Genomic DNA, 23,620 nt, shown 5'->3' with positions numbered 1-23,620 from the left:
GTGGAAGCGAGCCGCAAATACGACCAGGTGGCTCTTCCCTCTACGACGCGGTGAGCGCCCTCCGACGAACGCGGCGGGCCGTACGCGCGGTTCGCTCCGCCGTCACCGGTACCTTGGCCACATCATTCTTGTGCGGCAAGGCGTTCGTGGTGCCATGGAGCCTCTCATAGGGCAGCAATTCCCTGATCCGGGCGTTGACCGATGCAATTTCGGCTCGCAGGTCTTCGCATTCCTGCCGGCGGATATCGAGCTGTATCTGATCGGAGGCCTGCTGCAGCGAAAGCTGTGAGAAATTGGCGGTTATCTTCGAAAGGTTGAGCTTGTCGGTCTCGGCCTCCTTGGTGAGGGCCGCCAACCTTTCGTCGGCCACCTGTTTTTCCGCCACGGCGTCGCTCCATTGAAGCTTGAGCCTGGCGATCTCGGCCGTGGCCTCGCTGTTTGCGTTCGACGCGAGCTCCAGTCGCGAGTGGAGGTTCTGAATTTCGGAACGCAGTCCTCGAATTTCGGCACGGCTGCGTTCGAGCTCGGCAGCCTTGTCCGCCGCCATGATCCTGGCGGTTTCCGTCAATTCCGACAGTTTCGCCTGGGTGGCCTCGAGCGCGGTGTGGAGCCGTGTCGCTTCCTTTTCGCTCTTGCCGAGCGCGCCAAGCATTTCGGAATTTCGCGCGGCTTCGTTGGCATGGATCGTGGAGAAGGCGTCCAGCCTGTTGCGCGCCTCGTCCTCCCGTTTCAGCGCCTTTTCCAGGTCGATCGACAGGCTGACATTCTTTTCACGCAGCAGCTTGTTCTCGCGCGCGCGTCTGTCGGCCTCGACGGTAGCGGCGGCAAGCGTGTTTGTGAGGTCTCCGAATTCCGCTTCGTTTTTTGCATTGGTGTTCGCGGCCTCCACGAGTTCCAGCCTTGCCGCGGCCAATGCGCTACGAAGCGCCTCGCCGTCCTGAACCAGGCTTGCCTCGCGCTGCTGCAAGGCCTCCACCATGCCTTCACGCTCATGCTGCCTTCGGGACAGATCATTGAGCTTGTCCGACAGGCTCTTTTGCTCCGCCGTCAGGTTTAGATTGGCCAGCTCCAGTTCGTTGGCGCGCAGAATGTCGGCATGAAGGATGTGAAAGAATTCAAAGGTCAGCTGATGTGTGCTTGCGATCTCGGACAGCTTCGCGTTGATCTCCTCGAAATGGAGCTTCGCATCGCGAAACAGCCCGTCAAAGGAACCCAAGGCAGCCATCCGGCTCTGCGTATGAGAGGTCAGTCGTCGCACGGGTTCAGGAGTGCGGGCGTCGTCGGTGCCAGCATCATCCTCGGTTTGCGCGCCGTCGTCCTGTTCGCTGTTGTCGTCTGGTGTGGGCGGCTCGTCCGCGGCATCGTCCATTGCCAACGCTGACAGGTCTTCCAGACCAAGGCACTCGTCGACGGCATCCGCCAAGTCAGCTTCGAGATCCTCGAATGACTTCTCTACAGTGTTGTCGGCACGTCTGATCAGATCCCGGAACTTCATGCCCTGCATCCCCTTTCCGCATGCCTGGACCCAAAAAGGCGCGGACTGAGCTTCCTTCTGTATCGAGAGATCAGTTCGGCGTCTTCGTGCAATCAAACGATGCCAGGCGCTGGCGATTCAGTGCTTTAACGGCAACGAGTCGTCGGTTTGGCGGTCGCCGATCACCTCTACCCACCTTGTGACCCATGCCAGGATGGCTTTTGCGTCGGATGGTCCTTCTCGTGTTCATCTTGACGTCTTTTGCTGCGTGGACCCAGCGCCGCTCGCTTGCCGGCACGCGAGCAGTCAGGAGCGCTTTCGCGTGCAAGCCCCAGACAGATCAAGCGGCCCGACAGCCTCTTGTAGGGGGGCATCAGGCGGCCGGGCCTAACCGGCTGTTGGGTGTGTTTTGGTTTGCCGGCTGCCTCAACATGCGCCCGGGCCAATGGAAGCGCATCATTCGAACGAACTGTTCGTCGGGCGGCTTCACGCGGCCAACGACGCAAACTCCGCCACCCGGACTCGCGCCCCATGGACCACTTCGCAAGCAAGACGGTTCCTGGTCGCGATTAAGGCCTTGGGCCCCTTCAAATGAACGATCAGCCCGTAATCGAGGAGGGGTATCGTGGCATCTACGGCAATAGGGCCGGAATTCTGCAAGTCAGGGGGGCAAAGTCATGTGCGGCATCGTTGGAATCGTCGGCCATTCGCAGGTTGCGCCGCTCATCGTCGATGCGCTGAAGCGGCTTGAATATCGCGGCTATGACTCGGCCGGCGTGGCCACCATCGAACATGGCAAGCTTGCCCGCCGCCGCGCCGAAGGCAAGCTGATCAACCTCGAACGCCGGCTCAAGGAGGAGCCGCTCGACGGCACGATCGGCATCGGCCACACGCGCTGGGCCACCCATGGCGTGCCCAACGAGACCAACGCGCATCCGCATTTTTCCGACGGCGTCGCCATCGTCCACAACGGCATCATCGAGAACTTCGCCGAGCTGCGCGACGAGTTGGTCCGCGACGGCTATTCCTTCTCCTCGCAGACCGACACCGAGGTGGTGGCGCATCTGGTAGCACGCGAACTCGCCAAGGGGCTGAAGCCGGTCGAGGCGGCGCATGCGGCGCTGAAGCGGCTGGAAGGCGCCTTTGCGCTGGCCATCATGTTCAAGGGCGACGAAGACCTGATCGTCGGCGCCCGCAACGGCCCGCCGCTGGCCGTCGGCCATGGCGATGGCGAGATGTTCCTGGGTTCGGACGCCATCGCGCTGGCGCCGTTCACCAATTCGATCACCTATCTCGAGGACGGCGACTGGGCGGTGGTGCGCCGCGACAGCGTCGCCATCTTCGACATCGACGGCAGACAAGTCGAGCGCAAGCGCCAGCAGTCGCTGTCGACCTCCTTCATGGTCGACAAGGGCAACCGCCGCCATTTCATGGAAAAGGAAATCCATGAACAGCCCGAGGTGATTTCGCACACGCTGGCGCATTACGTCGATTTCGTCTCCGGCGTCTCGAAGCCGCTCGACCTGCCGTTCGACTTCGCCAAGATCGGCCGGCTGGCGATCTCGGCTTGCGGCACCGCCTATCTCGCCGGCCTGATCGGCAAATACTGGTTCGAGCGCTATGCGCGGCTGCCGGTCGACATCGATGTCGCCTCGGAGTTCCGCTACCGCGAAATGCCGCTGTCGGCCAACGATGCCGCCTTCTTCATCTCGCAATCGGGCGAGACCGCCGACACGCTGGCCTCGCTGCGCTACTGCCGCAAGGCCGGCATGAAGATCGGCGCCGTCGTCAATGTGCGGGAATCGACCATGGCGCGCGAATCCGACGTCGTGCTGCCGACACTCGCCGGCCCCGAGATCGGCGTCGCCTCGACCAAGGCTTTCACTTGCCAGCTCTCGGTGCTGGCCTCGCTTGCGGTGCGTGCCGGCGTGGCGCGCGGCACGATCTCGAAGGAGCAGGAAAAGACCCTGGTGCGGGCGCTTTCGGAAGCGCCGCGCTATGCCAATCAGGTGCTCAAGCTGGAGGAGCAGATCGAGCGGATCGCGCGCGAGCTGTCACGCTACAAGGACGTGCTCTATCTCGGCCGCGACACCAATTTCCCGCTGGCCATGGAAGGCGCGCTGAAACTCAAGGAAATCTCCTATATCCACGCCGAGGGCTATGCGGCGGGCGAGTTGAAGCACGGGCCGATCGCGCTGATCGACGAGAACATGCCGGTCATCGTGATTGCGCCGCATGACCGCATTTTCGAGAAGACCGTGTCGAACATGCAGGAAGTGGCGGCGCGCGGCGGCAAGATCATCCTGATCACCGACAGCAAAGGGGCGGCGCAGGTGAGCGTGAAGACGATGGAGACGATCATCCTGCCCGACGTGCCGGAAATCATCTCGCCGATCATCTACGCGCTGCCGATCCAGATGCTGGCCTATTTCGCCGCCGTGTTCATGGGCACCGATGTCGACCAGCCGCGCAATCTGGCAAAATCGGTCACGGTGGAGTGACGGCAACGTCGATGGCCCTTTCTCTCGTCGGAGAGACGATCGACAAGGTCCGCAATCACTATCAATGCCTGTGGGATCGCTTACGGCATCTCATCGGTTCTTGTTAGGCCGCGGTCTGCATGGCCGCTCTCAGCAGCATGCCATAGAGGTCGCGCGGCTCGTCGGGATCGGCCAGCAGATCGAGCTCCTCGTAGAGGCCCGTTGCCTGCAACTGGTCGCGCACATAGCGCAGCGCCGAAAAGTCCTCGATGGCGAAGCCGACGGAATCGAACAGCGTGATCTGCTTGGGGTCCCGGCGGCCTGGCGTCTTGGCGGCGATCACTTGCCAGAGCTCGGTCACCGGATGGTCAGCATCCAATTGCTGGATCTCGCCCTCGATGCGTGTCTGCGGCGGGAACTCGACGAAAATGTCGGAGCGCAGCAGGATGTCCCTGTGCAGTTCGGTCTTGCCGGGGCAATCGCCGCCGACGGCGTTGATGTGGACGCCGGCGCCGACCATGTTGTCGGTGAGGATGGTGGCGCATTGCTTGTCGGCGGTGACGGTCGTGATGATCCCGGCCCCTTCGACCGCCTCCTGCCCGGTTTCGCAGATGGTGATGTCAAATCCCATGCCAGCCAGGTTCTTGGCGCATTTCAGCGAGGCGGACCGGTCGATGTCATAGAGCCTGAGCCGGTCGACGCCGGTCAGCGCCTTGAAGGCGATCGCCTGGAATTCCGACTGCGCGCCATTGCCGATGATGGCCATGGTGCGCGCCCCGCGCGGCGCCAGATATTTAGCCGCGACAGCGGACGTCGCGGCGGTGCGCAGCGCGGTCAGGATGGTCATTTCGGTGAGCAGCATCGGATAGCCGCTGCCGACATCGGCAAGCACCCCGAAGGCAGTGACCGTCTGCAAGCCCTGGCGCATGTTCTTGGGATGGCCGTTGACATATTTGAAGCCATAGAGCCGCCCGTCGCTTGTCGGCATCAGCTCGATGACGCCGTCATGGCTGTGCGAGGCAATACGAGGCGTCTTGTCGAAAAGCTCCCAGCGCCGAAAATCTTCCTCGATGTAGCTGGCGAGCTCTGTCAGGAAGCGTTCGACACCGATGGTGATGACCAGCTTCATCATGCGGTCGACGCTGACGAAGGGGACGATGTTCAACTTTGCCGTGGTCATGATCAAAAGCTCCCGGAATGGCTGCGGGTCGGGCGATCCATGATGCGGCGGCCCATCAGGCTCGCCGTCAGATCGACCATAAGCGTCGCGGTCCGGCCGCGCTCGTCCAGAAAAGGATTCAACTCGACCAGATCGAGACTGGAGACGAGCCCGCTGTCGGACAGCATCTCCATCACCAGATGCGCCTCGCGGAACGTCGCCCCGCCGGGAACCGTGGTGCCGACAGCCGGCGCGATCGACGGGTCGAGAAAGTCGACGTCGAGACTGACATGCAGCAGCCCGTCTTCATCAGACACGCGTGCCAGGAAGGCGCGCAGCAGCGGCGCGATGCCATGTTCATCAATGGCGCGCATGTCGTGCACGGTCACGCCCGCCTGGTTGAGCGCGCTGCGCTCGGCCGGGTCGACACTGCGCAGGCCCATGGTGCAGATACGCTTGGGGTCGACCGCCGCTGGCAGATCCGGAAAATAGCCGCTGAAACCTGGCTGGCCGCTGGCGTAGGCAAGCGGAACGCCGTGCAGATTGCCGCTGGCGGTGGTGTCCAGCGTGTGGAAGTCCGGATGCGCGTCGAGCCACAGCACGAACAGCGGGCGCCCGGTCTCGGCGGCGCGGCGGGCGAGGCCCGACACGGTGCCGGCAGAGATCGAATGGTCGCCGCCCAGAAAGATCGGCATGGCATCCTCGCTCGCCGCATAGGCGGCCGCTGCGATGGCGGATGTCCAGGCCGATATTTCGGGTAAGGCCTTCAGCGCCAGATTGCCATGCACGACGCGCCTCGCCGGCATTGGCTGGACGGCGCCCATGTCCTCGACAGTGTGGCCGAGGCTGGACAGCACCTGGGCAAGCCCGGCCGTCCTCAGCGCACTCGGTCCCATTTCGCAGCCCATTCTGCCCGCGCCGTCCTGCACCGGCGCCCCGACGATCTTGCAACGCATTGTCTTTCCCGCGGCCAAAGTTCGAATGGGTGACAGGAGATCACGGCGAGCCGGCAATATGAACAGGCAGAATTGGCAATCCGCGAAGCATAACCTATCATAATGGTGGCAGAATTTATCAAAATGGTAATCGTGATGGATGCATTGGACGAACGGCTCGTGACCTTGCTGCGGCATGACGCCCGGCGCAGCGTATCGGACCTCGCCGTCGATCTCGGCGTCTCGCGCGCCACGGTTCGGGCACGCATGGAGCGGCTGGAACGGTCGGGCGACATCATCGGCTATACGGTGGTGCTGCGCGCCGACGCCGTCGATCAGCGCATCCGCGGCATCATGCTTATCGAGATCGAGGGCCATGCCGCCGACCGGGTGGTCCGGGCACTGGGCGGCTTCCCGGAAGTCTCGACCATCCATACCACCAATGGCCGGTGGGACCTGGTGGTCGAGCTCGGGACGGCATCACTGACCGATTTCGATGCCGTGCTGCGGCGCATCCGATTGATTGCCGGCATAACGGGCAGCGAAACGAGCCTGCTGCTGGCCACGCCGCGCACGACGCGAGCACGACTGACGTAAGCACGCGTTCAATGAAGTTCCGGCGGCCGAGGACGAGCAGGAGTGCCTGAACGCGTCAGGGCCGGTATAGTTGCGGATGTTGGCGAGCCTGATGACGGCAAGCACCTCCGGCGAGACCTCCGCGTGGACGCGCTTGTATTCCGCGATCGCCTCCGCTTCAGGCGATACCCAGTCCCATTCTGCGCGTGTGTTGATCGTATCCGTTGCGATCGATGGCGTGCGTCAGCCGAGCAGCTCGGCGGCGACTTCGAGAGTGTTGCGTAACGACGTCTCGAGATGGTTCTCCATTGCCTGCGCGGCGCCCTCGGCGTCGTGTCGCTTCAGCGCGTCGAGAATGGCCTGGTGCTGTTCGATCGTCTGTTCGCCATAGCCGGGCTTGGGAATGGCGAGATAGCGGCCGCGGTCCATCTGTGCCTTGGAGATGTCGACGGCCCGCCAGATCATCGGCAGGCCGCAGATCTCGGCAATGGTGCGATGAAAGACGTCGTCGAGCTGAATCGCGGTGGCATACCGGCCGCGTGCTATGGCGAGCTTGTGCGCCGCCATATTGTCCTCCAGCAGTTCGGCGGATGCCGGCGTGAGCTTGGCGGCGGCGCGCCTGGCACTTTCCATCTCCAGCGCCCGGCGGATGACATAGGCTTCTTCAAGATCGGCACGGCTGATCGGCGCGACATAGGTGCCAGTCTGCGCCAGGATTGTCACCAGGCCTTCGTCGCTGATGCGTTTGACCGCTTCCCGTACCGGGGTGCGCGAAACGCCGAGGGCCTCGGCGATCGCCACCTCGTTGATGACTTCACCCGGCTTCAACTGGCCGACGACAATCAGATTGCGGATCTTGTGATAGATTTGATCGCGCAGCGGCAGCGCCCGATTGAGCGTCGAAGGATCCAGGTCCATGGCAAATCCGTATCTTCGTTCGCCTGAGATGATCAATATTAGAATGTCAATACAATGCACCAGGGACAAGGGGCCTAGGTTTCCCCAACGGCTAAGAGGCATCAGCAAGACGTTTCCAGGCGCGAAGGCTCCGTCCAACGTCAATTTCGCCGCCGGCACCCCAACGCAATGGGTCAGCGCAGGCCTCTCACCTTGGTCAGAATATCTTCCGACAGCGCCGAGACGAGGGCCCTGTCAGCGCCCTTGCTGGGGATCAGGACGAATTCCACATCGTCCAACGGCGGCAGGCGCCCTGACGAGATCTCTTTCAAACCCGAGGGCGACATGCTTTGCGGTTGCACCAGAACCCCCATGCCGGCGCGGGCGGCGGCCGTCAGTCCGCTCAGGCTGCCGCATGTGCAGACGATGCGCCACGGCATGCGGTGCCGTTCGAGTGCTTCCAGCGCAATGCCGCGCGTGACGCTTGGCGCGGGGAAGGCAATCAACGGCAAAGCCGCGAGCGACAGGACGTGTTCCGGATCGCGGGCGAGCCAGACAAGCGGCTCGCGATAGACGAGCCGGCCACGGCTGTCGCCCAACCGGCGCTTTGCCAGAACGAGATCGAGCTCGCCATTGTCCTGCATCTGGTAGAGCACGCCGCTCAACGCGACGGTCAGTTCAAGATCAACGGATGGGTGAGACCGGACGAAATCCTCCAGCACCAGCGGCAGCCGGCTCGTCACCAGGTCCTCGGATACGCCGAGCCTCAAGGTGCCCCGCAGCCTCTGCGCGGTGAAAAGCGCCTGCACCTGTCTCTCTATCGACAACAGGGTCCGGGCATGGCCGAGCAGGGCTTCGCCGTCTGGCGTCAGCACCACCTTGTGCGTATCGCGGGCCAGCAACCGCCTGCCAAGCGCGACCTCAAGCTTGCCGATGTGCTGGCTGACGGTGGATTGCCCAAGCCCCAGCCTCTCGGCCGCGAAGGTAAAGCTTCCCATCTGTTGGACGGCGACGAAGCTGCGAAGTTGGACCAGATCGAGCATTGATATCCCAAATCATGATAACTGTTATTCCTTGTATCCCGTTTCGCAATGCTCGAGAAGACGGCGCCGCCATTCTGGAGCGAACATGTCATGCGCCGCTTTCTGCCGGACACCTTTCTGATCCTCCTTTTGTGCACCGTCGGGCTTGCGTCGGTCGCGCCGGCCACCGGGACGTTCGCGGGATGGTTCGCGATCGCGACCAATCTTGCCGTGGCGCTGCTGTTCTTCCTGCATGGTGCGAGGCTCTCGCGCGATGTCGTCGTTGCCGGCCTGATGCATTGGCGCCTGCACCTGGTGATCCTTCTGACGACCTTTGGCCTGTTCCCGCTGCTGGGTCTGGCGCTTGGCTACCTGCCTGCTTCGATCCTGCCCAAGCCACTTTATCTCGGCATTCTGTTCCTCTGTGTCCTGCCGTCGACGGTGCAGTCCTCGATCGCCTTCACCTCGATCGCCGGCGGAAACGTCCCCGCGGCCATCTGCTCGGCTTCCGCCTCCAACATCTTCGGCATGTTCCTGACACCCCTGCTGGTCGGCCTGCTCTTCTCCATCGGCGGCCATGGCGGATTTTCGTGGGATGCGGTGAGCCAGATCCTGATGCAGCTGCTCCTGCCTTTTACGCTCGGACAGCTGCTGGAGCCGCGGGTCGGCAACTGGATACGCTCTCGCAAGACACTGCTGATGCCTGTCGATCGCGGCTCGATCCTGATGGTCGTCTATCTGGCTTTCAGCACGGCGGTCGCCGAAGGACTGTGGCGCATGTTCTCGCTGCGCGACATCGCCGTGGTCGTTGTCGCCGACATGGTGCTGCTCGGCCTGGTGCTTGTGTTGACGACCTATGGCAGCCGGCTTCTCGGCTTCGACAGGGCCGACCAGATCACGATCACCTTCTGCGGCTCGAAGAAGAGCCTGACGAGCGGCGTGCCGATGGCCAATGTGATCTTTGCCGGCCAGGGCGTCGGCGCGATCGTTCTGCCGCTGATGCTCTTCCATCAGATACAGCTCATGGTCTGTGCCATGATCGCCCAGAAATATGCCAGGGCGGCGCACCGGTCTTCCCCATCGCAAGCCGAGCCGTCGGCGGCCCTGGCCTAGTGCCGTCGGGCGAAGGTCTCGGCGATCGCGAGGACCGCGGCATGAATCGGTCCCGCGGTGAGGTTGGGCATGATCGATGCGTCAACGACAAAGAGATTGTCGAGCGCCTTGAGCCGCAGATCTGCATCGACGACGGCATCCGCATCCTTGCCCATCCGGCAGGTACCGCAGGGATGATGGTGCGTGATGACCGATCGCGCGATGAAGTCGTCCATTTCTGCCGTACTGTTCAGCGTGCCCCGCAAGAGTTCGCGCTCTCGCCAGCCGGCGAGTTCCTCTCTGTGCCCGATGGTCCGCGCTGCCTCGAGTGCTCTGCGAAACCGCTCGCGGTTGCCGCCAAGGCCATGCGCGCGGGCGTCATCGCGATGGGCCTGTCGATCTGGGCCGCCAGCGACGGGATCGCGTCGCTAACCACCACCGCCGTCCGAACCCCCGAAGGTGTCGACGAGAAGGCGCTTCGCCAGGCCGCGCGCGGCCGCTACGGCGTGGTGTTCTCGTCGGGCTGCGGCGAGACATTGGGGAAGCTGACGCGCATCGGCCATATGGGACCGACCGCCCAGCCGATCTATGCGGTCGCGGCGCTGACGGCACTTGGCGGCGCCCTGAACGCGGCCGGCCAGAAACTTGCAATCGGCAGAGGAATCGAGGCGGCGCTGGCCGTTATCGACGCCGACGCCTGAACAGACATCACCAGATCACGGATTGAGGGAGCATTTTCATGACTGAACGGCTTGCGGGAAAGACGGCCCTGGTGATGGGCGCCGCGCAGGGTATCGGCAAGGCGATCGCCGCGCGGCTTGCCGCCGACGGGGCAACCGTCATCGTCAGCGACATCAATGCCGAAGGCGCCAGGGCTGCCGTCGCGGCGATCGGCGGAGAGGCGAGGGCGATCGCCGCCGACATTTCCGATCCCGCATCGGTCAAGGCACTCTTCGCCGAAATCCAGGCCTGACTGGGGGCATCGATATCCTGGTCAACAATGCCAGCATCGTGCCGTTCGTCGCCTGGGACGACGTCGACCTCGACCATTGGCGCAAGATCATCGACGTCAACCTGACCGGCACCTTCATCGTCACCCGCGCCGGCACCGACCAGATGCGCGCGGCCGGGCGGGTGATCAGCATCGCCTCCAACACCTTCTTTGCCGGCACGCCGAACATGGCCGCCTATGTCGCGGCCAAGGGCGGCGTCATCGGTTTCACCCGGGCGCTTGCCACCGAGCTCGGCAAATACAACATCACGGCGAACGCGGTGACGCCCGGCCTGATCGAGAGCGACGGCGTCAACGCGAGCCCGCACAACGAGGCGTTCGGCTTTGTCGAGATGCTGCAGGCGGTGAAGGGCAAAGGCCAGCGGGAGCATATCGCCGATGTGGTTTCGTTCCTGGCCTCCGACGATGCGCGCTGGATCACCGGCCAGACGCTGAATGTCGATGCCGGGATGGTCAGGCACTAAGCCAGATAGCGGCTGATCAGCCCCGCAATGCAACCGGCGGCCGTACCATGGCCGGCTGTCGCACTTGGTTGGTCAGGCTGCGGACCTTGCAATCACGCCGGGTTGCCTCGACCACTGGGCATACCAGCTGTCGAACAATCTGAGCTGCGCCTCGGCGTAGCCGCGCTGGCTGTCGGTCAGGGCATCCGTCTCGTTGAAGTGCAGCAGGTACTCGGGATTACCCTTCAGCACCATCATGTGCTTGAAATAGAGCACCAGGTCGGGGCCTTCGTCGAAGGAGGACAGCACGGCGAGTGCTGCATCCAGCTCCAGCGCGCGCTGGCGGGCTTCGACGTCGCCCTTGGCCGCCGCCTGGCTCAAGCCCACAAGGTGCAGCACTTCCTTAGGCAGGACGTTGCCGATGCCGGTGATGGCGCCGGACGCGCCGCAATTGACGAAGCCGTGGAAAACGGCGGTGTCGACGCCGATCATCAGCGCCACCTCATCGTCGCGGCTGGTGATGTTTTCCGCCGCGTAGCGAAGGTCAGACGGGCCGCCGAACTCCTTGAAGCCGACCAGGTTCGGATGTTCGGCCCGCAGCGCGAAGAACAGGTCCGCGCGCGTGGCAAAGCCGTAATAGGGGCTGTTGTAGATGACCGCCGGCAGGCCTGGCGCGGCGGCAAGGATTGCCTTGAAGTGATGGCGCTGCGCCGTCACCGAGGGCCCGCGCGACAAGACACGCGGGATCACCATCAGGCCCCGGGCGCCGACCTTCTGGGCGTGCGCCGCGTGCGCCACGGCCTTGGCGGTGTTGACCGCGCCGGTGCCGACGATCACCGGCACGCCGGCCTTCACCAGCCGCTCGACGCCTTCCATGCGCTGCTCATCGGTCAGGAGCGGCCAGTCTCCCATAGAGCCGCAATAGACGACGGCCGACATGCCGGCCGCGATCAGCTCGCGTCCCTTGCGCACCAGCGCGTCGAAGTCGGGCTGGCGGTCCTGCGTGCATGGGGTCATCAACGCCGGCATGCAGCCGGAAAAAACATTAGGGGTCATTTCGGATTCTCCTTGAGGCTGGCACGCGGATTGATCAGTTTGTCCCGAAGCGGCATGGCTTGCCAAGCAAAATAGTCGTAGCCGCCAGGGACCAACGCAGGGACAGCAATGCGCAGCAAAACCAGCATTCGTGTCGTCGGCTGTCATGCCGAGGGCGAAGTCGGCGACGTCATCATTGGCGGTGTCCTGCCGCCGGCTGGCCGCACGATGATGGACAAGATGATCACGATGGAGCGCGATCATGACCATATCAGGCGCATGCTGATCTGCGAGCCGCGCGGCAGCGTCGCGCGCCACGTCAACCTGCTCGTTCCGTCGACGCGCGAGGACTGCGCCGCCGGCGCCATCATCATGGAGCCGACGGAATATCCTCCGATGTCCGGGTCCAACACGATCTGCGTCGCCACGGTGCTGCTGGAGACCGGCATGGTGCCGATGCAGGAGCCCGAGACGCGCTTCAAGCTCGACATGCCGGGTGGCGTCATCGAGGTGCGGGCGCAATGCCGCGACGGTAGATGCGTCTCGATCACCCTCCGCAACGCACCGGCCTTTGTTGACCGCCTCGATGCCAACATCGAGGTCGAGGGGCTGGGCACGCTCACCGTCGACATCGCCTATGGCGGTATGTTCTACGCCATTGTCGATGCCCAGGCGCTCGGCTTCTCGGTCGCGCCCGACGAGGCGCGCGAGCTGGCGGTGGCCGGCGAGAAGATCAGGCGGGCGGCGCGCGAGCAGCTCGACGTCGTCCATCCGCAATTCGATCATGTGCGCGGCGTGTCGATCGTGCAGTTCGCCATGCCGTTCCAGGGGCCGGGCAATGTCACGCGCAACACCTGCATCGTCTCGCCGGGACGCTCCGACCGCAGCCCGACCGGGACAGGCACTTCGGCCCGCATGGCCGTGCTGCAGGCCCGCGGCTTGATGGGCGTTGGCGATGTGTTGATTCATGAATCGATCATCGGCTCGCGCTTCACGGGCAGGATCGTGGAACGGACGGAAATCGCCGGACGCAAGGCGATCGTTCCGGAGATCACCGGCCGGGCCTGGATCACCGGCGAGCACAGCTACTATCTCGATCCGACGGATCCATACCCTCAAGGCTACGTGCTGTCGGATACCTGGGGCACATCGACTTCGGTGAAGCAGTAGGTCGAAGCGAGCAATTCGCTGGACTGGCGGGTTCCCGCCAAGCCAGAATGGCCTCAACGGCGGCATTCCCGTCACGTCAGCGCCTGGTGAGAATTCACGCATGAACATGGATGGTATCTGCGATCCGCGCTTTGGTGCCGTGCGCGCGGCCTTCGCCGAGTGTTTCGCCCAGGGGTTGGAACATGGCGGTGGCGTGTCCGTCGTCGTCCACGGCAAGACTGTCGTTGACTTGTGGGGCGGTCATGCCGATGCCGCGCGAACCCGTCCGTGGCGGCGGGACACGCTGATCAATGTCTGGTCCTCCACCAAGGGCGTCGTGGCGCTGGCGATCGCAATGTTGGTGGAGCGCGGCAGGCTGGACTATGCCGCACCCGTTGCCCGTTACTGGCCTGAATTCGCGGCCGGCGGCAAGGAGCGCATCACGCTTGAACAGGTGATGTCGCACCAGGCCGGGCTGAATGGTCTTGCCGTGCCGATGGACGAAGCGGGCATGTTCGCGTGGACGCCCTTTGTCGACGCGCTTGCGGCCATGCCGCCCCTCTGGGAGCCCGGCAGCCGCTGTATCTATCACGCCCTTACCTACGGCCATCTTGCTGGCGAAGTGCTGCGCCGGGCCGACGGGCGAAGCATCGGCCGCTTCATCGCGCAAGAGATCGCCGGTCCGCTAGGAGCCGATTTCCATGTCGGTCTGCCGGACAGCGATGATTTCAGGGTCGCCGAGATGATCGAGGGCCCCGGTGCCTCGGACTGGGTCGACTTTGTCCGCGCCTCGCCCTTTCCCCACGCAAGCGACAATCCGGCGCCCCGTGCACTGGCTCCCAACGACCGCGTCTGGCGCGCCGCCGAGGTGCCGGGCGGCAATGGCCAGTCGACGGCACACGCACTGGCGAGTATCTACGGCATGATGGCGGCCGGGGGTGTCTGGGAGGGCCACTCTCTTATCGGACGCGCGGCAATCGAGGCGGCGGCGCGTCAGCGTGTTCGCGGCACGGATGAAAGCTTTGCCGCTCCGGCCGCCTTTGCTGCCGGCTATCAGATGGAAGATCCTGTCTATGCCGGCCGCGCATCGCCGCAAACCTTCGGTCACACCGGCTGGGGCGGCGCCATCGGCTTCGCCGATCCCGGTGCCGGCGTCGGTTTCGGCTACGTCACCAACCGCATGCTGGGTTTTGAGGACATGGACCCACGCCGCAAGATGTTGATCGACGCCGTCTACGACTCGCTCTGACTGACTGGCCGAGGGCCGGCCGGGAGGTCCCGCAAGCGGGAAGCGGTGCGCACCACCGCCGAACGCCTGCCGCCGACCGTGGCGACCAACGGCCTGGAAATCGCCGACTTCGCCGCCGACATCAAAATCCCGGCGCATCATCCTGTTCGGGGCATAGTGCGTCCAGGCTACCGGCACCTTGCCGGCGAGCCGGGCGAAAGCTTCATCACTCAAAATACTTCGGAAAGCCACTATCGTTCACGTAAATTTGACCGTGGATATCCCGGTTGCAATGGCCTCATGTCGTATCTCCCAATTGAAAGGCGAGTATCGATAAGCAACGGGATCGGGGGGACTCATGAGCCGGTTGTTTGTTGGCGCAGCTTTGCTTGCGGCCTGTGTATTCGGTGGGGATACATATTTCTTTTCTTATATTAGCGGAAGTGCAGGAATAGATGCGCTTGCGCAAGAGACGCAGGTCACTTCGCCTCAACCTGACGCGCCCGTGGGCTACGGCAATGGCGGCGCGGCGCTAGGCAGCGGGCAGCCGGCGGGCGGCACGCCGGCGCTGGGCACTGCGGCGCCGGCAACGGGTTCATCGCCTACCGGCAGCCCGGACGCGGCGGCCAAGATTGGCGTGAAGCCGGCCGATGCCAAAGCCGGCGACGCCAAGTCGGCTGACACCAAGGCAGCCAACACGAAGACAACCAGCACGAAGACGCCCGATGCCAAGGACGGCACGGCGGCGAAGACCACGGACACGCAAGCGGCGCCGGCGGCGCAAGCAATGGCGGCGGCAGCCGCGACGACGGACAGCGGCGACCCCGAAGCGATCGGCACGCCGAAGGTGGATCTGCCCAAGGCTGCCGGCAACGGCAATCTCGGCTATTCGATAGGCATCGACGTGCCCGCCTTCCACGGCATCGAGCCGCGGATCGCGCTGAACTACAACTCCTCGCGCAAGACCAAGCTCGGTGGCCTCTATCAGGGCTGGCTCGGCTATGCCTGGGGCCTCGATGGTTTCGATGTCATCGAGCGGGCAACGCCGGGCTACGGCATGCCGGCCTATGACGCCAACGACATCTATCTGCTCGACGGCCAGGCGATGGTGGCCTGCACTGCCGGCATGGTCTCGCCCTCCTGCGCGACCGGCGGCACGCATGCGACCGAGAATGAGAGCTATCGCCGCATCGCGCTGAACGGCGCCACCAATGAATGGAAGGTGACGGACAGGGACGGCACCGTGTCGACCTTCCGCTCGGTGGCTGCGGTTGCCAACCTCAATCCGACTGCCGGCACGCCGGCCTATGATCTGGCGATGAGCTACCGCTGGCTGTTGACTTCGGTCACCGACACCAACGGCAACACGATCGCCTACACTTATTATTGCCCTGCAAATCCGGTCTGTTATCCGCAAAGCATCAGCTACAACGGTACGGTGATCGGCTTCCAGTTGGAGGCCCGTCCGGACATGATCCTGATGGGCAATGGCCGCGACATTTCTGAGACCAATCTGCGTGTCAAATCGATCACCATTTGGGTCAGCAATGTCGTGCGCGGCGCCTATAAGCTGACCTACGATCAGGCGCCGTTCTCCAACACTTCGCGGCTGACCCAGGTCACACGCTACGGCACCGACGCGACCTTCGCCTCAGACGGCACCATCACCGGAGGGACGGCGAAGGTGCTCGGCCAGATGACCTATCAGAATGCCGATGGAGTCTACGCGAGCGCGGCCGTTTCGTTCGGAAACCAGCGAGCGCCGAATCAAGTTGGCGATCTGGATCTCGACGGCCGGGATGAGATGTTCGGCGACAAGATCACACAGGTGGATACATGTACACCTAGACAAGGTCCTTGCCCCGCCCTGCAGCGTACCAAATACATTTACAAGTTCAACTTGAGCGGTGCGTTAAGTGCAACCGTCTCACTGCTGCTCGACACGACTAACTATGTGGATCCTAATAATCCTACCTTCTTCTCTCAGCCCGGCCGGTTCATAGCAAGCAAGAACACCTTGGATTTCGCTGACTCGCTGGTAACTGGATATACAGACGGACATACCGGTCGCACAACCTACACGTCACGCAATTCGCTCGTTGAAACAGACACTTCGTTGGGGCTGACCAAAGTTTCCTGTAGGCCTGCACCCGTCGGCTACGAAGCGGTATGTGGGGGATTTTCAACCAACCCACCATCACCCGACCCTATTATCGCCGACACTAATGGTGACGGTGTTGACACCCTGAACGCTTACAGTTCCAATTATCGTGTCTACGGCGTCGGCGATTTTCTCGGCAACGGCAAACAGCAGCCGCTCATTTGGACTCCCGGCGGAACGTCAACGAAAGGCATGCTTTCTAACGGCGCCTGGCAACCAGGCGCAACCTCGTTTCCTATTTCCTGCTCCAGTGGGTCAGGAACACCTGGCAGCTGCGTTTTGGCCGACGTCAACGGCGACGGTGCGACGGACGTTGTTCAGTACAACGGCACCAACGGCAGCACGACTGTTTGGCTATCGACCGGGACGGGCTTCAAAAGCTACAGCGTCGGGTCGCTGCCAGGACCGACTGCGGTGCTTCGCGATTTCGACGACAGCGGCAAGGCTTCCGTCATCACCATCGGCGGGACGATCACGTCACAGCCTTACAGAACCGGCGCGGTGCGGGTTTTCTCGCTGCGGCCGTCGTCGACGGCGATGACGCCAGTTGAGTTTACGCTGCCGGTACCGCTTTCAGCCGGCACGGTGGTCGGCGACTTCAACGGCGACGGCCTGCCTGACTTCACCAATTACGGCAGCATGTTCATCTCGAATGCTGGCACCGGCAATCCGAATCTCGTCAAGCAGATCACGACGGAACTTGGCGGCACTGTAGCGGTCGAATACACGCCGTCATCGACCTGGACGAACAACTACCTGCCGCAAGTGGTGCATGCGGTGACGAAGCTGTCGGTCGGCGACGGTCGTGGTCAGACAGCGGTTAGCACCTATCAGTACGCCGGCGGCAAGTACGACCCGGCGGCGCGCAAGTTTTTGGGCTTCTCCTCGATCGTCGAGACCAGGCCTCTGGCCAATGGCGAGACGGCGCCCTCGACGGTGACGACCACCTACCGGCAGGACCTCGCCAGCTACGGCCTGCCGTCGCTGACGGTGTGGAAGGATGGCGCGGGCACGGTCCACAAGCAGGTGGCCGAGACCTATGCGGTCAATACGGCGACAAAACCCTACACCGCACAGAACACGGCGACCGACACGACGTTTATCGAGAACGTCACGTACACGCTCCGGGTCGAGCGCGGCTTCGATGCCTACAACAATGTCGTCAGCCTGAAGGACTATGGCCGCACCGACGCCAGCGGCGACGAGACCTGGACCGAGCGCTTCTTCTCGCCCAACGCCTCGGCCTATATCGTCTCTGCCCTGATTGCCGAACGGACGCATGCCGGCCTGACCAGCACCGATCCCTATGTCGGCTACAGGCACAATTACTATGACGGCAACACGGCCGATGTCTGGGCGGTGCCGACCAAGGGCAATCTGACCTGGGTGCAGACCTTCAGCGATCCCGCCGTGACCAAGGCGGTGAACCAGTATTTTGCCTATGATGCCTACGGCAACAAGATCGCGGCCACCAACGGCCTCGGCCACAAGACCGAATGGGATTATGACGCCACCTATCATCTCTACCCGGTAACCGAGCGGGCGCCGCGCTACTTTGCGACCGGCGGCCAGAGCGCCGACACGCGCTTTGTCTCGACCGCCACCTACAATCCCGTCTGCGGGCTGCCGGCGACCAGGACCGACGTCAACGGCCTGGTGAAGACCTTTGCCTACGATCCGTTCTGCCGTCTCTATCAGGTCTCGCAGAGCGTCACCGGCGCCTATGTCAGGAACCAGTTTGTCAACGAGGGCAATCCCGGGGCGCAGGCGCTGATCAGATACACGCCGCTCCCCAATGGCGCGGGGGAGGATTTTACCATCTCCTGGTATGACGGGCTTGGCCGGGTCTACCACGTGGAAACGCCCGGAGAGACGGCGGCCGGGCCAAGGCGCGTTGCCGACACCGACTATGATCCGCGCGGCAATGTCTTGCGCACGAATTTCCCTCGCTTCGTCGGCGAGACCGCGCAGTGGACCACCAACAGCTACGACTGGGCCGACCAGTTGACCAAGACCGTCAATCCGGATGGCAGCCAGCGCAGCTATCTCAACGATCTCGCCACCGCGCCCACCACCACCCCGCGGCTGCATGGCACGACAATGACCGACGAGCTCGGCCATCAGACCCGGACGGCATGGTCGACGCGTGGCGATGTCGCGGGCGTGGTTCGTGACTTCGCCGGTCTTCAGCTTGCGCAAACCCGCACCTTCGACGTGCTTGGCCGGTTGGTCGGCCTTACCGACACCAGCGGTTCGACCTGGTCCTACACCTACGACATGCTCGGCAACCGGTTGTCGGCGTCGGATCCCGATCTCGGCACCTGGACCTACACCTACGATGCCGCCAACCGGCTGGTGAGCCAGACCGATGCCAGGGGCACGGTCACCAATCTCAGCTACGACCAGATGGACCGGCTGACGCAGAAGACGGCCACCGCTCCTGGCGGCAGCCCTGTCGTCTTGACCCAGAACACTTACGACGAGGCAGCCGCCGGCTCCTATAACGTCGGGCAGCTGACCACATCGCAGAATGCAGCGGCAACGCAGAGCTACAAATATGACGGCTTCGGCAAGGTCGCGCGCCAGGATGCCACCATCGGCACGCTGATCCACACCACGACCAGTGTACGCGATGCTTCGGGGCAGACACTGGCGACACAGTACCTGCCGATGCAGCTCGATTTCGGCACGACTGCCGCGCCGCTGCAATACACCGCCGGCAACAAGCTCTACTCGGCCCCCGGCTACATCACCTCGACCATTTACGAGGCCGATGGCCAGACCAAGGAGATCAACTACGCCAATGGCGTGAAGACGTCCTTCACCTATTCGCCGACACGCCGCTGGGTGACGCGCATCACCACGTCGAAGGGCGCGACCGTTCTCCTCGATGAGCAATATGCGCGTGACAACCTTGGTCGCATCACCGGCACCACGGGGCTTACTGCCTCCGACAGCTGGACCTATGTCTATGACAATGCCGACCGGCTGACCACAAGCACCAATCTGGGCAACACCAGCTTGAGCGAAAGCTTCGTCTATGCCGCCAACGACAACATGCTCTCGCGCACACGTGTCGCCGGCAGCTATGTCTACCCCGCAGTCACATCCCCCCGGCCACACGCGCCCATCAGCGTTGGCGCCAATGCGATGGCCTATGATGCCAATGGCAACCTCACATCCGATGGCAGCCGCACGCTGAGCTGGGACGAGGCCAACCGGCTGAAGACCGTCAGCCTGGCTTCCAACACCGTCAACCTTGCCTATGGACCGGATGGAGCACGCGCCAAGAAAACATCGAGCTTCGCGACCACGCTCTATCCCGACGCCGATGTCGAGATCAATCCGGCGACACCGGGCGCGGAAATCTACACCCGCTACCCGCATCCCGACATCAAGGTGATCGGCACGACCAAATACTTCCTGCACCGCGAGCATCTGGCCTCGGTGCGGCTGGTCACCGACATGTCGGGCGCCGTGGTTGAGGGCACCACCTACGCCACCTATGGCGAGAGCCTCAACACCGGCTTCCAGACGCAGAAGGGCTATATCGGCGAGCGCTTAGATGCCGAGACCGGACTGCTCTATCTCAACGCGCGGTACATGGATCCGGTGCTGGGGCGGTTCATCTCGCCAGATGATTGGGATCCGACGCTGCCTGGGGTTGGGACCAACCGGTATGCTTATGCACAGAACGATCCGGTGAACAAGAGCGATCCAAATGGTCATGCCGATGGTGGTGAAACTCAGGTAGACCCTGCCACGGGTAAGGATATACTAGGTGGCAGCAAAGGTAACACTGACGATAGCAGCCAAGACGTGAGCTATGTCACGGCAGACTCATTGAAGGGATGGGAGACAGAGGTCGGCAAACCAAAGACCTACGCGAAGAGCCAACCGGCATCGACGAGTAATGCCTTTTCGGGTGCCTTGGCGGGAACCACGATTTCAGCAGGGCAGATTGCCGGCCCAGCGATTTCGACCGCAGTAGCCGGCACAGCCGCATTTGCCGCTGGAATGGTGATTACAACAAACAAGGCAGCCCCGGAGGACAAGGCACCAACGGTCTTGTTTCATTATACGACCAGAGCTGGAATGGCAGGAATAGTGTCAACTATGTCTATAAGACCATCTATGAAGGCAAACAATCCGAATGATGCAAGATATGGAGATGGGCAATATTTTACGGATATTGTCCCTGGAACTATACCTAGCACTGACATTGCAAAGGCCCTTATAGGAAGGCCTTTTCCTGCAGCAAAATTCTCCAATTTTGTTTCGATAGATATTACGGGGTTAAATGTCGTAAAAATTCCACAGCGAGAGCATGTGTTCGTCCTTCATAATGATGCCCCACTATCGATAGCAGATAGACTTGTGAATTTTGGAGAGAACTAATGAAATATGTCCATGTCGAATGGTTAACTAAGCGATTAGACGTGGCCACCTCTATGTATTATGAAATACGAAGCGATGGCTTTGAGAGCAGGAAAGTCGAAATTTATCCAGATGGAAAAACAGATTTGGCCAGCGAGGATTTTGAGTCCGACAAGACATGGCTATCACATGAAAAATTCCCTTCGATCGAAGAAATAAACGAAGATACACAATTCAAAGCTAATCTGATATCGAAATACGAATTTGAAACTCAATGGAAAAAAGCTCTCTCAGCAAGATCATCATGAAGAATTTAGAATGAGACATAGAATAAGACAGGAATTACGTGCAGGAATTACGGTGACAGCGCACTTTTTACCCTGTTCGCCTGGCTATCGCCGCGCGTAGATTGACTGCATGGCTCGCCTCGCCCGCATTGTCGTTCCCGATTTGCCGCACCACGTGACGCAGCGCGGCAACGGGCGGGCCAAGGTGTTTTCACGCCCGAGGAATACGCGCTCTACAAGACGCTACTGGTCGAGCATTGCCGCGCCGCCAATGTCGGCATCTGGGCGTGGTGCCTTATGCCGAACCATGTGCATTTGATCCTGACGCCGACCGATCCCGACGGCCTGCGGCGCGCGCTCGCCAAGGTGCATCGCGCCTATGCCGGCATCATCCATGCGCGACAGAAGAAAACCGGACATTTCTGGCAAGGCCGCTTCGGTGCTGTCGCGATGGACGATGACCACGTCCTGTCGGCGGTGAGCTATGTCGGATTGAATCCGGCGCGCGCAGGGCTGGTGAAACAGGCGGCCGACTGGCCCTGGTCAAGCGCCCGGGCGCATCTGACGGGGAGCCCGATGGCGTTACGGATCCGCAGCCAATGCGGGACCGTCCGTCATCATCGAGCGGGCTGTTCGATTTGGCAGAGACTGATGCCGTTGCCTTCGACGCTCTACGCAAGGCCGAGGGCATCGGCCGACCGGTGGGCGACGAGGCGTCTCTTAGCCGGATTGCCGCGCAAACCGGAAGAGCTGTGAAACCAGAAAAGCGAGGCCGGCGAGGCAAAATTAGTGCACTGTCACCGTAATTCCATTGTGACTGTCGACTGACAGTGCCGGAATTACGGTGACACTGAACTCTATAGCCTGTTCGTCTTGCTATCGCCGCGTGTAGACTGACCGCACGGCTCGCCTCGGTTTGCTGCACCACGTGACGCAGCGTGGCAACGTACCTGATACTAACGTCGGCCGACCCGGACGAATTACGGTGGCGAATTGGCTCACCCTATCGTCGCGAGCAGGCGACGCATAGCTCCACCGCATCTCTTGCACGCTCTGTTGCACTTCGGAGGAACTCACGCTCTGCACCGGACAGCCTCTCCACATGAGAGCTCGGCCTTCCGATAAAAGCTGTGGCTAATCCCTCTCCCGCGCCCTCGCAAATATCCGCATCGCCGCACCATCTGTAGTAGTCTCAGCCTGAAAACCCCGGTTGAGAATCAGCCGGGGTGGCGGGTGGTTGATTGTGGCGACACTCAACGCGCAATTTCTGGATTTTTTCGACTGGTGGCTCGATGAGCTGCGAGGGGTCTGGACGCGGGTTGTTCCCAGGAAAGAGCACGCGTCCACCGCCGACTGGATCGTCAGCCTGGCGGATGACGGCATTCGCGTGCGCGAGGCCAAGGCGCCGGAGTTCCAGTCGATCCCGCTGGCGCTGACGGCTTCCTCCGACGAGATCCTGGCGCTGCTGCAGGGCGGGGTCCGGCGCAGGCGGCCGAGCTTCGATATCAGCGTCCAGCCTGGCCTGTTCCTTACCCGGCAGCTCTCGGCACGGCGTCTGCCGGTTCGGCAGGCGCGCGACATGGCCGAACTCGACCTTATGGCTTCGACGCCGATCGACCCGGCGCAGGTGCATGTCGTCTTCGCCGCTGCGGCGCGACAGGGAAGCGCCTACCATGTCGTCAAGGCCAAGACGCTTGCCGCCGCGCTGGACGCGGTCCGCCGGGCCGGTGGCTCGGTCCGCAGCCTGTCGCTGTCGCAGCCCGAAAACACGCTGCGCGCCGATCCGCTCAGCCTCGCCGCCATCTGGCCGCCGACGGCGCGTGAGCGGCGCGCCAGGACCGCCTGGATTGCGGCCCTTTCGGTGCTGGCCGGAGCCGTGCTGGTGACCTTTGCGCATGCGCATTGGCGCGCCTGGCAGGCTGAGGCTGAACTGGATACACGGATAGCCGATGCGCAGGTGCTGGCCAAGGCTGCGCGCACCTCGCTGCAGAAGCGCCAGGCCGGCATTGAGCGGATCGAAAAGATCCGCCAGGAAAAGAAGACGACGGCGTCGCTGGTGCGCGTCTGGGCCGAACTGACGCATCTGCTGCCCGACACGGCCTGGCTGACCGATCTCTCGGCCAAGGGCGACGACCTGACCATATCAGGGTTTTCCACTTCGGCCGCCGAACTGATCCAGCCGATCGACGCTTCGCCGCTGTTTTCGGCGCCTGAATTCGCCTCGCCGGTGGTCAAGGTTCCCGGTCAGGACGGCGAGCACTTCACCATTTCGGCCAAGATCGGAGCGCTCTGA

The 23,620-nt window shown here is 62.5% G+C and carries 19 protein-coding genes and 1 pseudogene; 12 read left to right on the top strand and 8 right to left on the bottom strand.

Annotated features, from left to right (window positions below; genetic code table 11):
- Window positions 1-40: 40 nt before the first annotated feature.
- The gene (locus QQK95_RS00880; protein WP_284267820.1) at window positions 41-1,495 is read right to left on the bottom strand and encodes a coiled-coil domain-containing protein; all 1,455 of its coding nucleotides are present in this window, start codon (window positions 1,493-1,495) and stop codon (window positions 41-43) included.
- 656 nt (window positions 1,496-2,151) lie between these two features.
- Between QQK95_RS00880 and glmS the strand changes: the two genes are divergently transcribed.
- Window positions 2,152-3,975 (top strand): glutamine--fructose-6-phosphate transaminase (isomerizing), encoded by a 1,824-nt coding sequence (gene glmS / locus QQK95_RS00875; RefSeq protein WP_284267818.1) that lies wholly within the window; start codon window positions 2,152-2,154, stop codon window positions 3,973-3,975.
- A gap of 103 nt (window positions 3,976-4,078) precedes the next feature.
- On the opposite strand, the gene QQK95_RS00870 is transcribed toward glmS, so the two are convergent.
- Window positions 4,079-5,134 (bottom strand): ornithine cyclodeaminase, encoded by a 1,056-nt coding sequence (locus QQK95_RS00870; RefSeq protein ID WP_284267816.1) that lies wholly within the window; start codon window positions 5,132-5,134, stop codon window positions 4,079-4,081.
- 2 nt (window positions 5,135-5,136) lie between these two features.
- Complete coding sequence (gene rocF / locus QQK95_RS00865) at window positions 5,137-6,069, bottom strand: arginase (protein ID WP_284267814.1); 933 nt, start codon at window positions 6,067-6,069, stop codon at window positions 5,137-5,139.
- 135 nt (window positions 6,070-6,204) lie between these two features.
- On the opposite strand from rocF, the gene QQK95_RS00860 reads away from it, so the two are divergent.
- Window positions 6,205-6,645, top strand: coding sequence for an Lrp/AsnC family transcriptional regulator (locus tag QQK95_RS00860; protein ID WP_031261243.1), 441 nt, complete (start codon window positions 6,205-6,207; stop codon window positions 6,643-6,645).
- Here the strand turns inward: QQK95_RS00860 and QQK95_RS33450 are convergent.
- The 3 genes from QQK95_RS33450 to QQK95_RS00845 form a co-directional block, all read right to left on the bottom strand.
- The gene (locus QQK95_RS33450) at window positions 6,529-6,792 is read right to left on the bottom strand and encodes a hypothetical protein (RefSeq protein WP_409371643.1); all 264 of its coding nucleotides are present in this window, start codon (window positions 6,790-6,792) and stop codon (window positions 6,529-6,531) included. The genes QQK95_RS00860 and QQK95_RS33450 overlap by 117 nt on opposite strands.
- A gap of 75 nt (window positions 6,793-6,867) precedes the next feature.
- Complete coding sequence (locus QQK95_RS00850) at window positions 6,868-7,542, bottom strand: GntR family transcriptional regulator (RefSeq protein ID WP_284267807.1); 675 nt, start codon at window positions 7,540-7,542, stop codon at window positions 6,868-6,870.
- Between the two features lie 173 nt (window positions 7,543-7,715).
- Window positions 7,716-8,564, bottom strand: coding sequence for a LysR substrate-binding domain-containing protein (locus QQK95_RS00845; RefSeq protein ID WP_284267805.1), 849 nt, complete (start codon window positions 8,562-8,564; stop codon window positions 7,716-7,718).
- Between the two features lie 48 nt (window positions 8,565-8,612).
- On the opposite strand from QQK95_RS00845, the gene QQK95_RS00840 reads away from it, so the two are divergent.
- Window positions 8,613-9,656, top strand: a complete 1,044-nt coding sequence (locus QQK95_RS00840) for a bile acid:sodium symporter family protein (RefSeq protein ID WP_284267803.1) — start codon at window positions 8,613-8,615, stop codon at window positions 9,654-9,656.
- On the opposite strand, the pseudogene QQK95_RS00835 reads toward QQK95_RS00840, so the two are convergent.
- Window positions 9,653-9,994 (bottom strand): annotated as a pseudogene (locus QQK95_RS00835) (GMC oxidoreductase); the annotation flags it as partial. The gene QQK95_RS00840 and the pseudogene QQK95_RS00835 sit on opposite strands and share 4 nt — an antisense overlap.
- Before the next feature lie 380 nt (window positions 9,995-10,374).
- On the opposite strand from QQK95_RS00835, the gene QQK95_RS00830 reads away from it, so the two are divergent.
- Window positions 10,375-10,608 carry an SDR family NAD(P)-dependent oxidoreductase gene (locus QQK95_RS00830; protein ID WP_284267801.1) on the top strand — a complete coding sequence of 78 codons (234 nt, stop codon included), beginning with the start codon at window positions 10,375-10,377 and terminating at the stop codon, window positions 10,606-10,608.
- A gap of 38 nt (window positions 10,609-10,646) precedes the next feature.
- A complete protein-coding gene (locus QQK95_RS00825; protein WP_284267799.1) occupies window positions 10,647-11,111 on the top strand; it encodes an SDR family oxidoreductase in 465 nt (154 codons plus the stop codon).
- Window positions 11,112-11,183: 72 nt separating this feature from the next.
- Here QQK95_RS00825 and QQK95_RS00820 read toward each other — a convergent pair whose 3' ends face one another.
- A complete protein-coding gene (locus QQK95_RS00820) occupies window positions 11,184-12,146 on the bottom strand; it encodes a dihydrodipicolinate synthase family protein (RefSeq protein WP_284267797.1) in 963 nt (320 codons plus the stop codon).
- A 108-nt stretch (window positions 12,147-12,254) separates the two neighbouring features.
- On the opposite strand from QQK95_RS00820, the gene QQK95_RS00815 reads away from it, so the two are divergent.
- The 7 genes from QQK95_RS00815 (at window position 12,255) to QQK95_RS00785 (ending at window position 23,620) form a co-directional block, all read left to right on the top strand.
- Window positions 12,255-13,295 carry a proline racemase family protein gene (locus QQK95_RS00815; protein WP_284267795.1) on the top strand — a complete coding sequence of 347 codons (1,041 nt, stop codon included), beginning with the start codon at window positions 12,255-12,257 and terminating at the stop codon, window positions 13,293-13,295.
- 100 nt (window positions 13,296-13,395) lie between these two features.
- The gene (locus QQK95_RS00810) at window positions 13,396-14,523 is read left to right on the top strand and encodes a serine hydrolase domain-containing protein (protein WP_284267792.1); all 1,128 of its coding nucleotides are present in this window, start codon (window positions 13,396-13,398) and stop codon (window positions 14,521-14,523) included.
- Between the two features lie 45 nt (window positions 14,524-14,568).
- On the top strand, window positions 14,569-14,940 hold the full coding sequence (locus QQK95_RS00805; protein WP_284267790.1) for a hypothetical protein: 372 nt from the start codon (window positions 14,569-14,571) through the stop codon (window positions 14,938-14,940).
- 67 nt (window positions 14,941-15,007) lie between these two features.
- A complete protein-coding gene (locus tag QQK95_RS00800) occupies window positions 15,008-21,061 on the top strand; it encodes an RHS repeat-associated core domain-containing protein (RefSeq protein ID WP_284267788.1) in 6,054 nt (2,017 codons plus the stop codon).
- A complete protein-coding gene (locus tag QQK95_RS00795; protein WP_284267786.1) occupies window positions 21,061-21,348 on the top strand; it encodes a DUF6881 domain-containing protein in 288 nt (95 codons plus the stop codon). Before QQK95_RS00800 ends, QQK95_RS00795 begins: the two co-directional genes overlap by 1 nt.
- Before the next feature lie 105 nt (window positions 21,349-21,453).
- Complete coding sequence (locus QQK95_RS00790) at window positions 21,454-22,083, top strand: transposase (protein ID WP_322791201.1); 630 nt, start codon at window positions 21,454-21,456, stop codon at window positions 22,081-22,083.
- Between the two features lie 487 nt (window positions 22,084-22,570).
- Complete coding sequence (locus tag QQK95_RS00785; protein WP_284267785.1) at window positions 22,571-23,620, top strand: PilN domain-containing protein; 1,050 nt, start codon at window positions 22,571-22,573, stop codon at window positions 23,618-23,620.

Source organism: Mesorhizobium huakuii, assembly GCF_030160235.1.
In the GTDB taxonomy this organism is placed as follows: Bacteria; Pseudomonadota; Alphaproteobacteria; order Rhizobiales; family Rhizobiaceae; genus Mesorhizobium; species Mesorhizobium huakuii.
The sequence above is the reverse complement of the archived record's forward strand: the minus strand, read 5'-3'. Positions and strand labels throughout refer to the sequence as shown.

What these genes read in the sequence shown, in the direction of transcription:
- QQK95_RS00820 (WP_284267797.1), bottom strand. Translation starts at nt 12,146, where the DNA reads ATGACCCCTAATGTTTTTTCCGGCTGCATGCCGGCGTTGATGACCCCA.
- QQK95_RS00870 (WP_284267816.1), bottom strand. Translation starts at nt 5,134, where the DNA reads ATGACCACGGCAAAGTTGAACATCGTCCCCTTCGTCAGCGTCGACCGC.
- QQK95_RS00880 (WP_284267820.1), bottom strand. Translation starts at nt 1,495, where the DNA reads ATGAAGTTCCGGGATCTGATCAGACGTGCCGACAACACTGTAGAGAAG.
- QQK95_RS00815 (WP_284267795.1), top strand. Translation starts at nt 12,255, where the DNA reads ATGCGCAGCAAAACCAGCATTCGTGTCGTCGGCTGTCATGCCGAGGGC.
- QQK95_RS00860 (WP_031261243.1), top strand. Translation starts at nt 6,205, where the DNA reads ATGGATGCATTGGACGAACGGCTCGTGACCTTGCTGCGGCATGACGCC.
- QQK95_RS00840 (WP_284267803.1), top strand. Translation starts at nt 8,613, where the DNA reads ATGCTCGAGAAGACGGCGCCGCCATTCTGGAGCGAACATGTCATGCGC.
- QQK95_RS00795 (WP_284267786.1), top strand. Translation starts at nt 21,061, where the DNA reads ATGAAATATGTCCATGTCGAATGGTTAACTAAGCGATTAGACGTGGCC.
- QQK95_RS00830 (WP_284267801.1), top strand. Translation starts at nt 10,375, where the DNA reads ATGACTGAACGGCTTGCGGGAAAGACGGCCCTGGTGATGGGCGCCGCG.
- glmS (WP_284267818.1), top strand. Translation starts at nt 2,152, where the DNA reads ATGTGCGGCATCGTTGGAATCGTCGGCCATTCGCAGGTTGCGCCGCTC.
- QQK95_RS00845 (WP_284267805.1), bottom strand. Translation starts at nt 8,564, where the DNA reads ATGCTCGATCTGGTCCAACTTCGCAGCTTCGTCGCCGTCCAACAGATG.
- QQK95_RS00850 (WP_284267807.1), bottom strand. Translation starts at nt 7,542, where the DNA reads ATGGACCTGGATCCTTCGACGCTCAATCGGGCGCTGCCGCTGCGCGAT.
- QQK95_RS00810 (WP_284267792.1), top strand. Translation starts at nt 13,396, where the DNA reads ATGAACATGGATGGTATCTGCGATCCGCGCTTTGGTGCCGTGCGCGCG.
- rocF (WP_284267814.1), bottom strand. Translation starts at nt 6,069, where the DNA reads ATGCGTTGCAAGATCGTCGGGGCGCCGGTGCAGGACGGCGCGGGCAGA.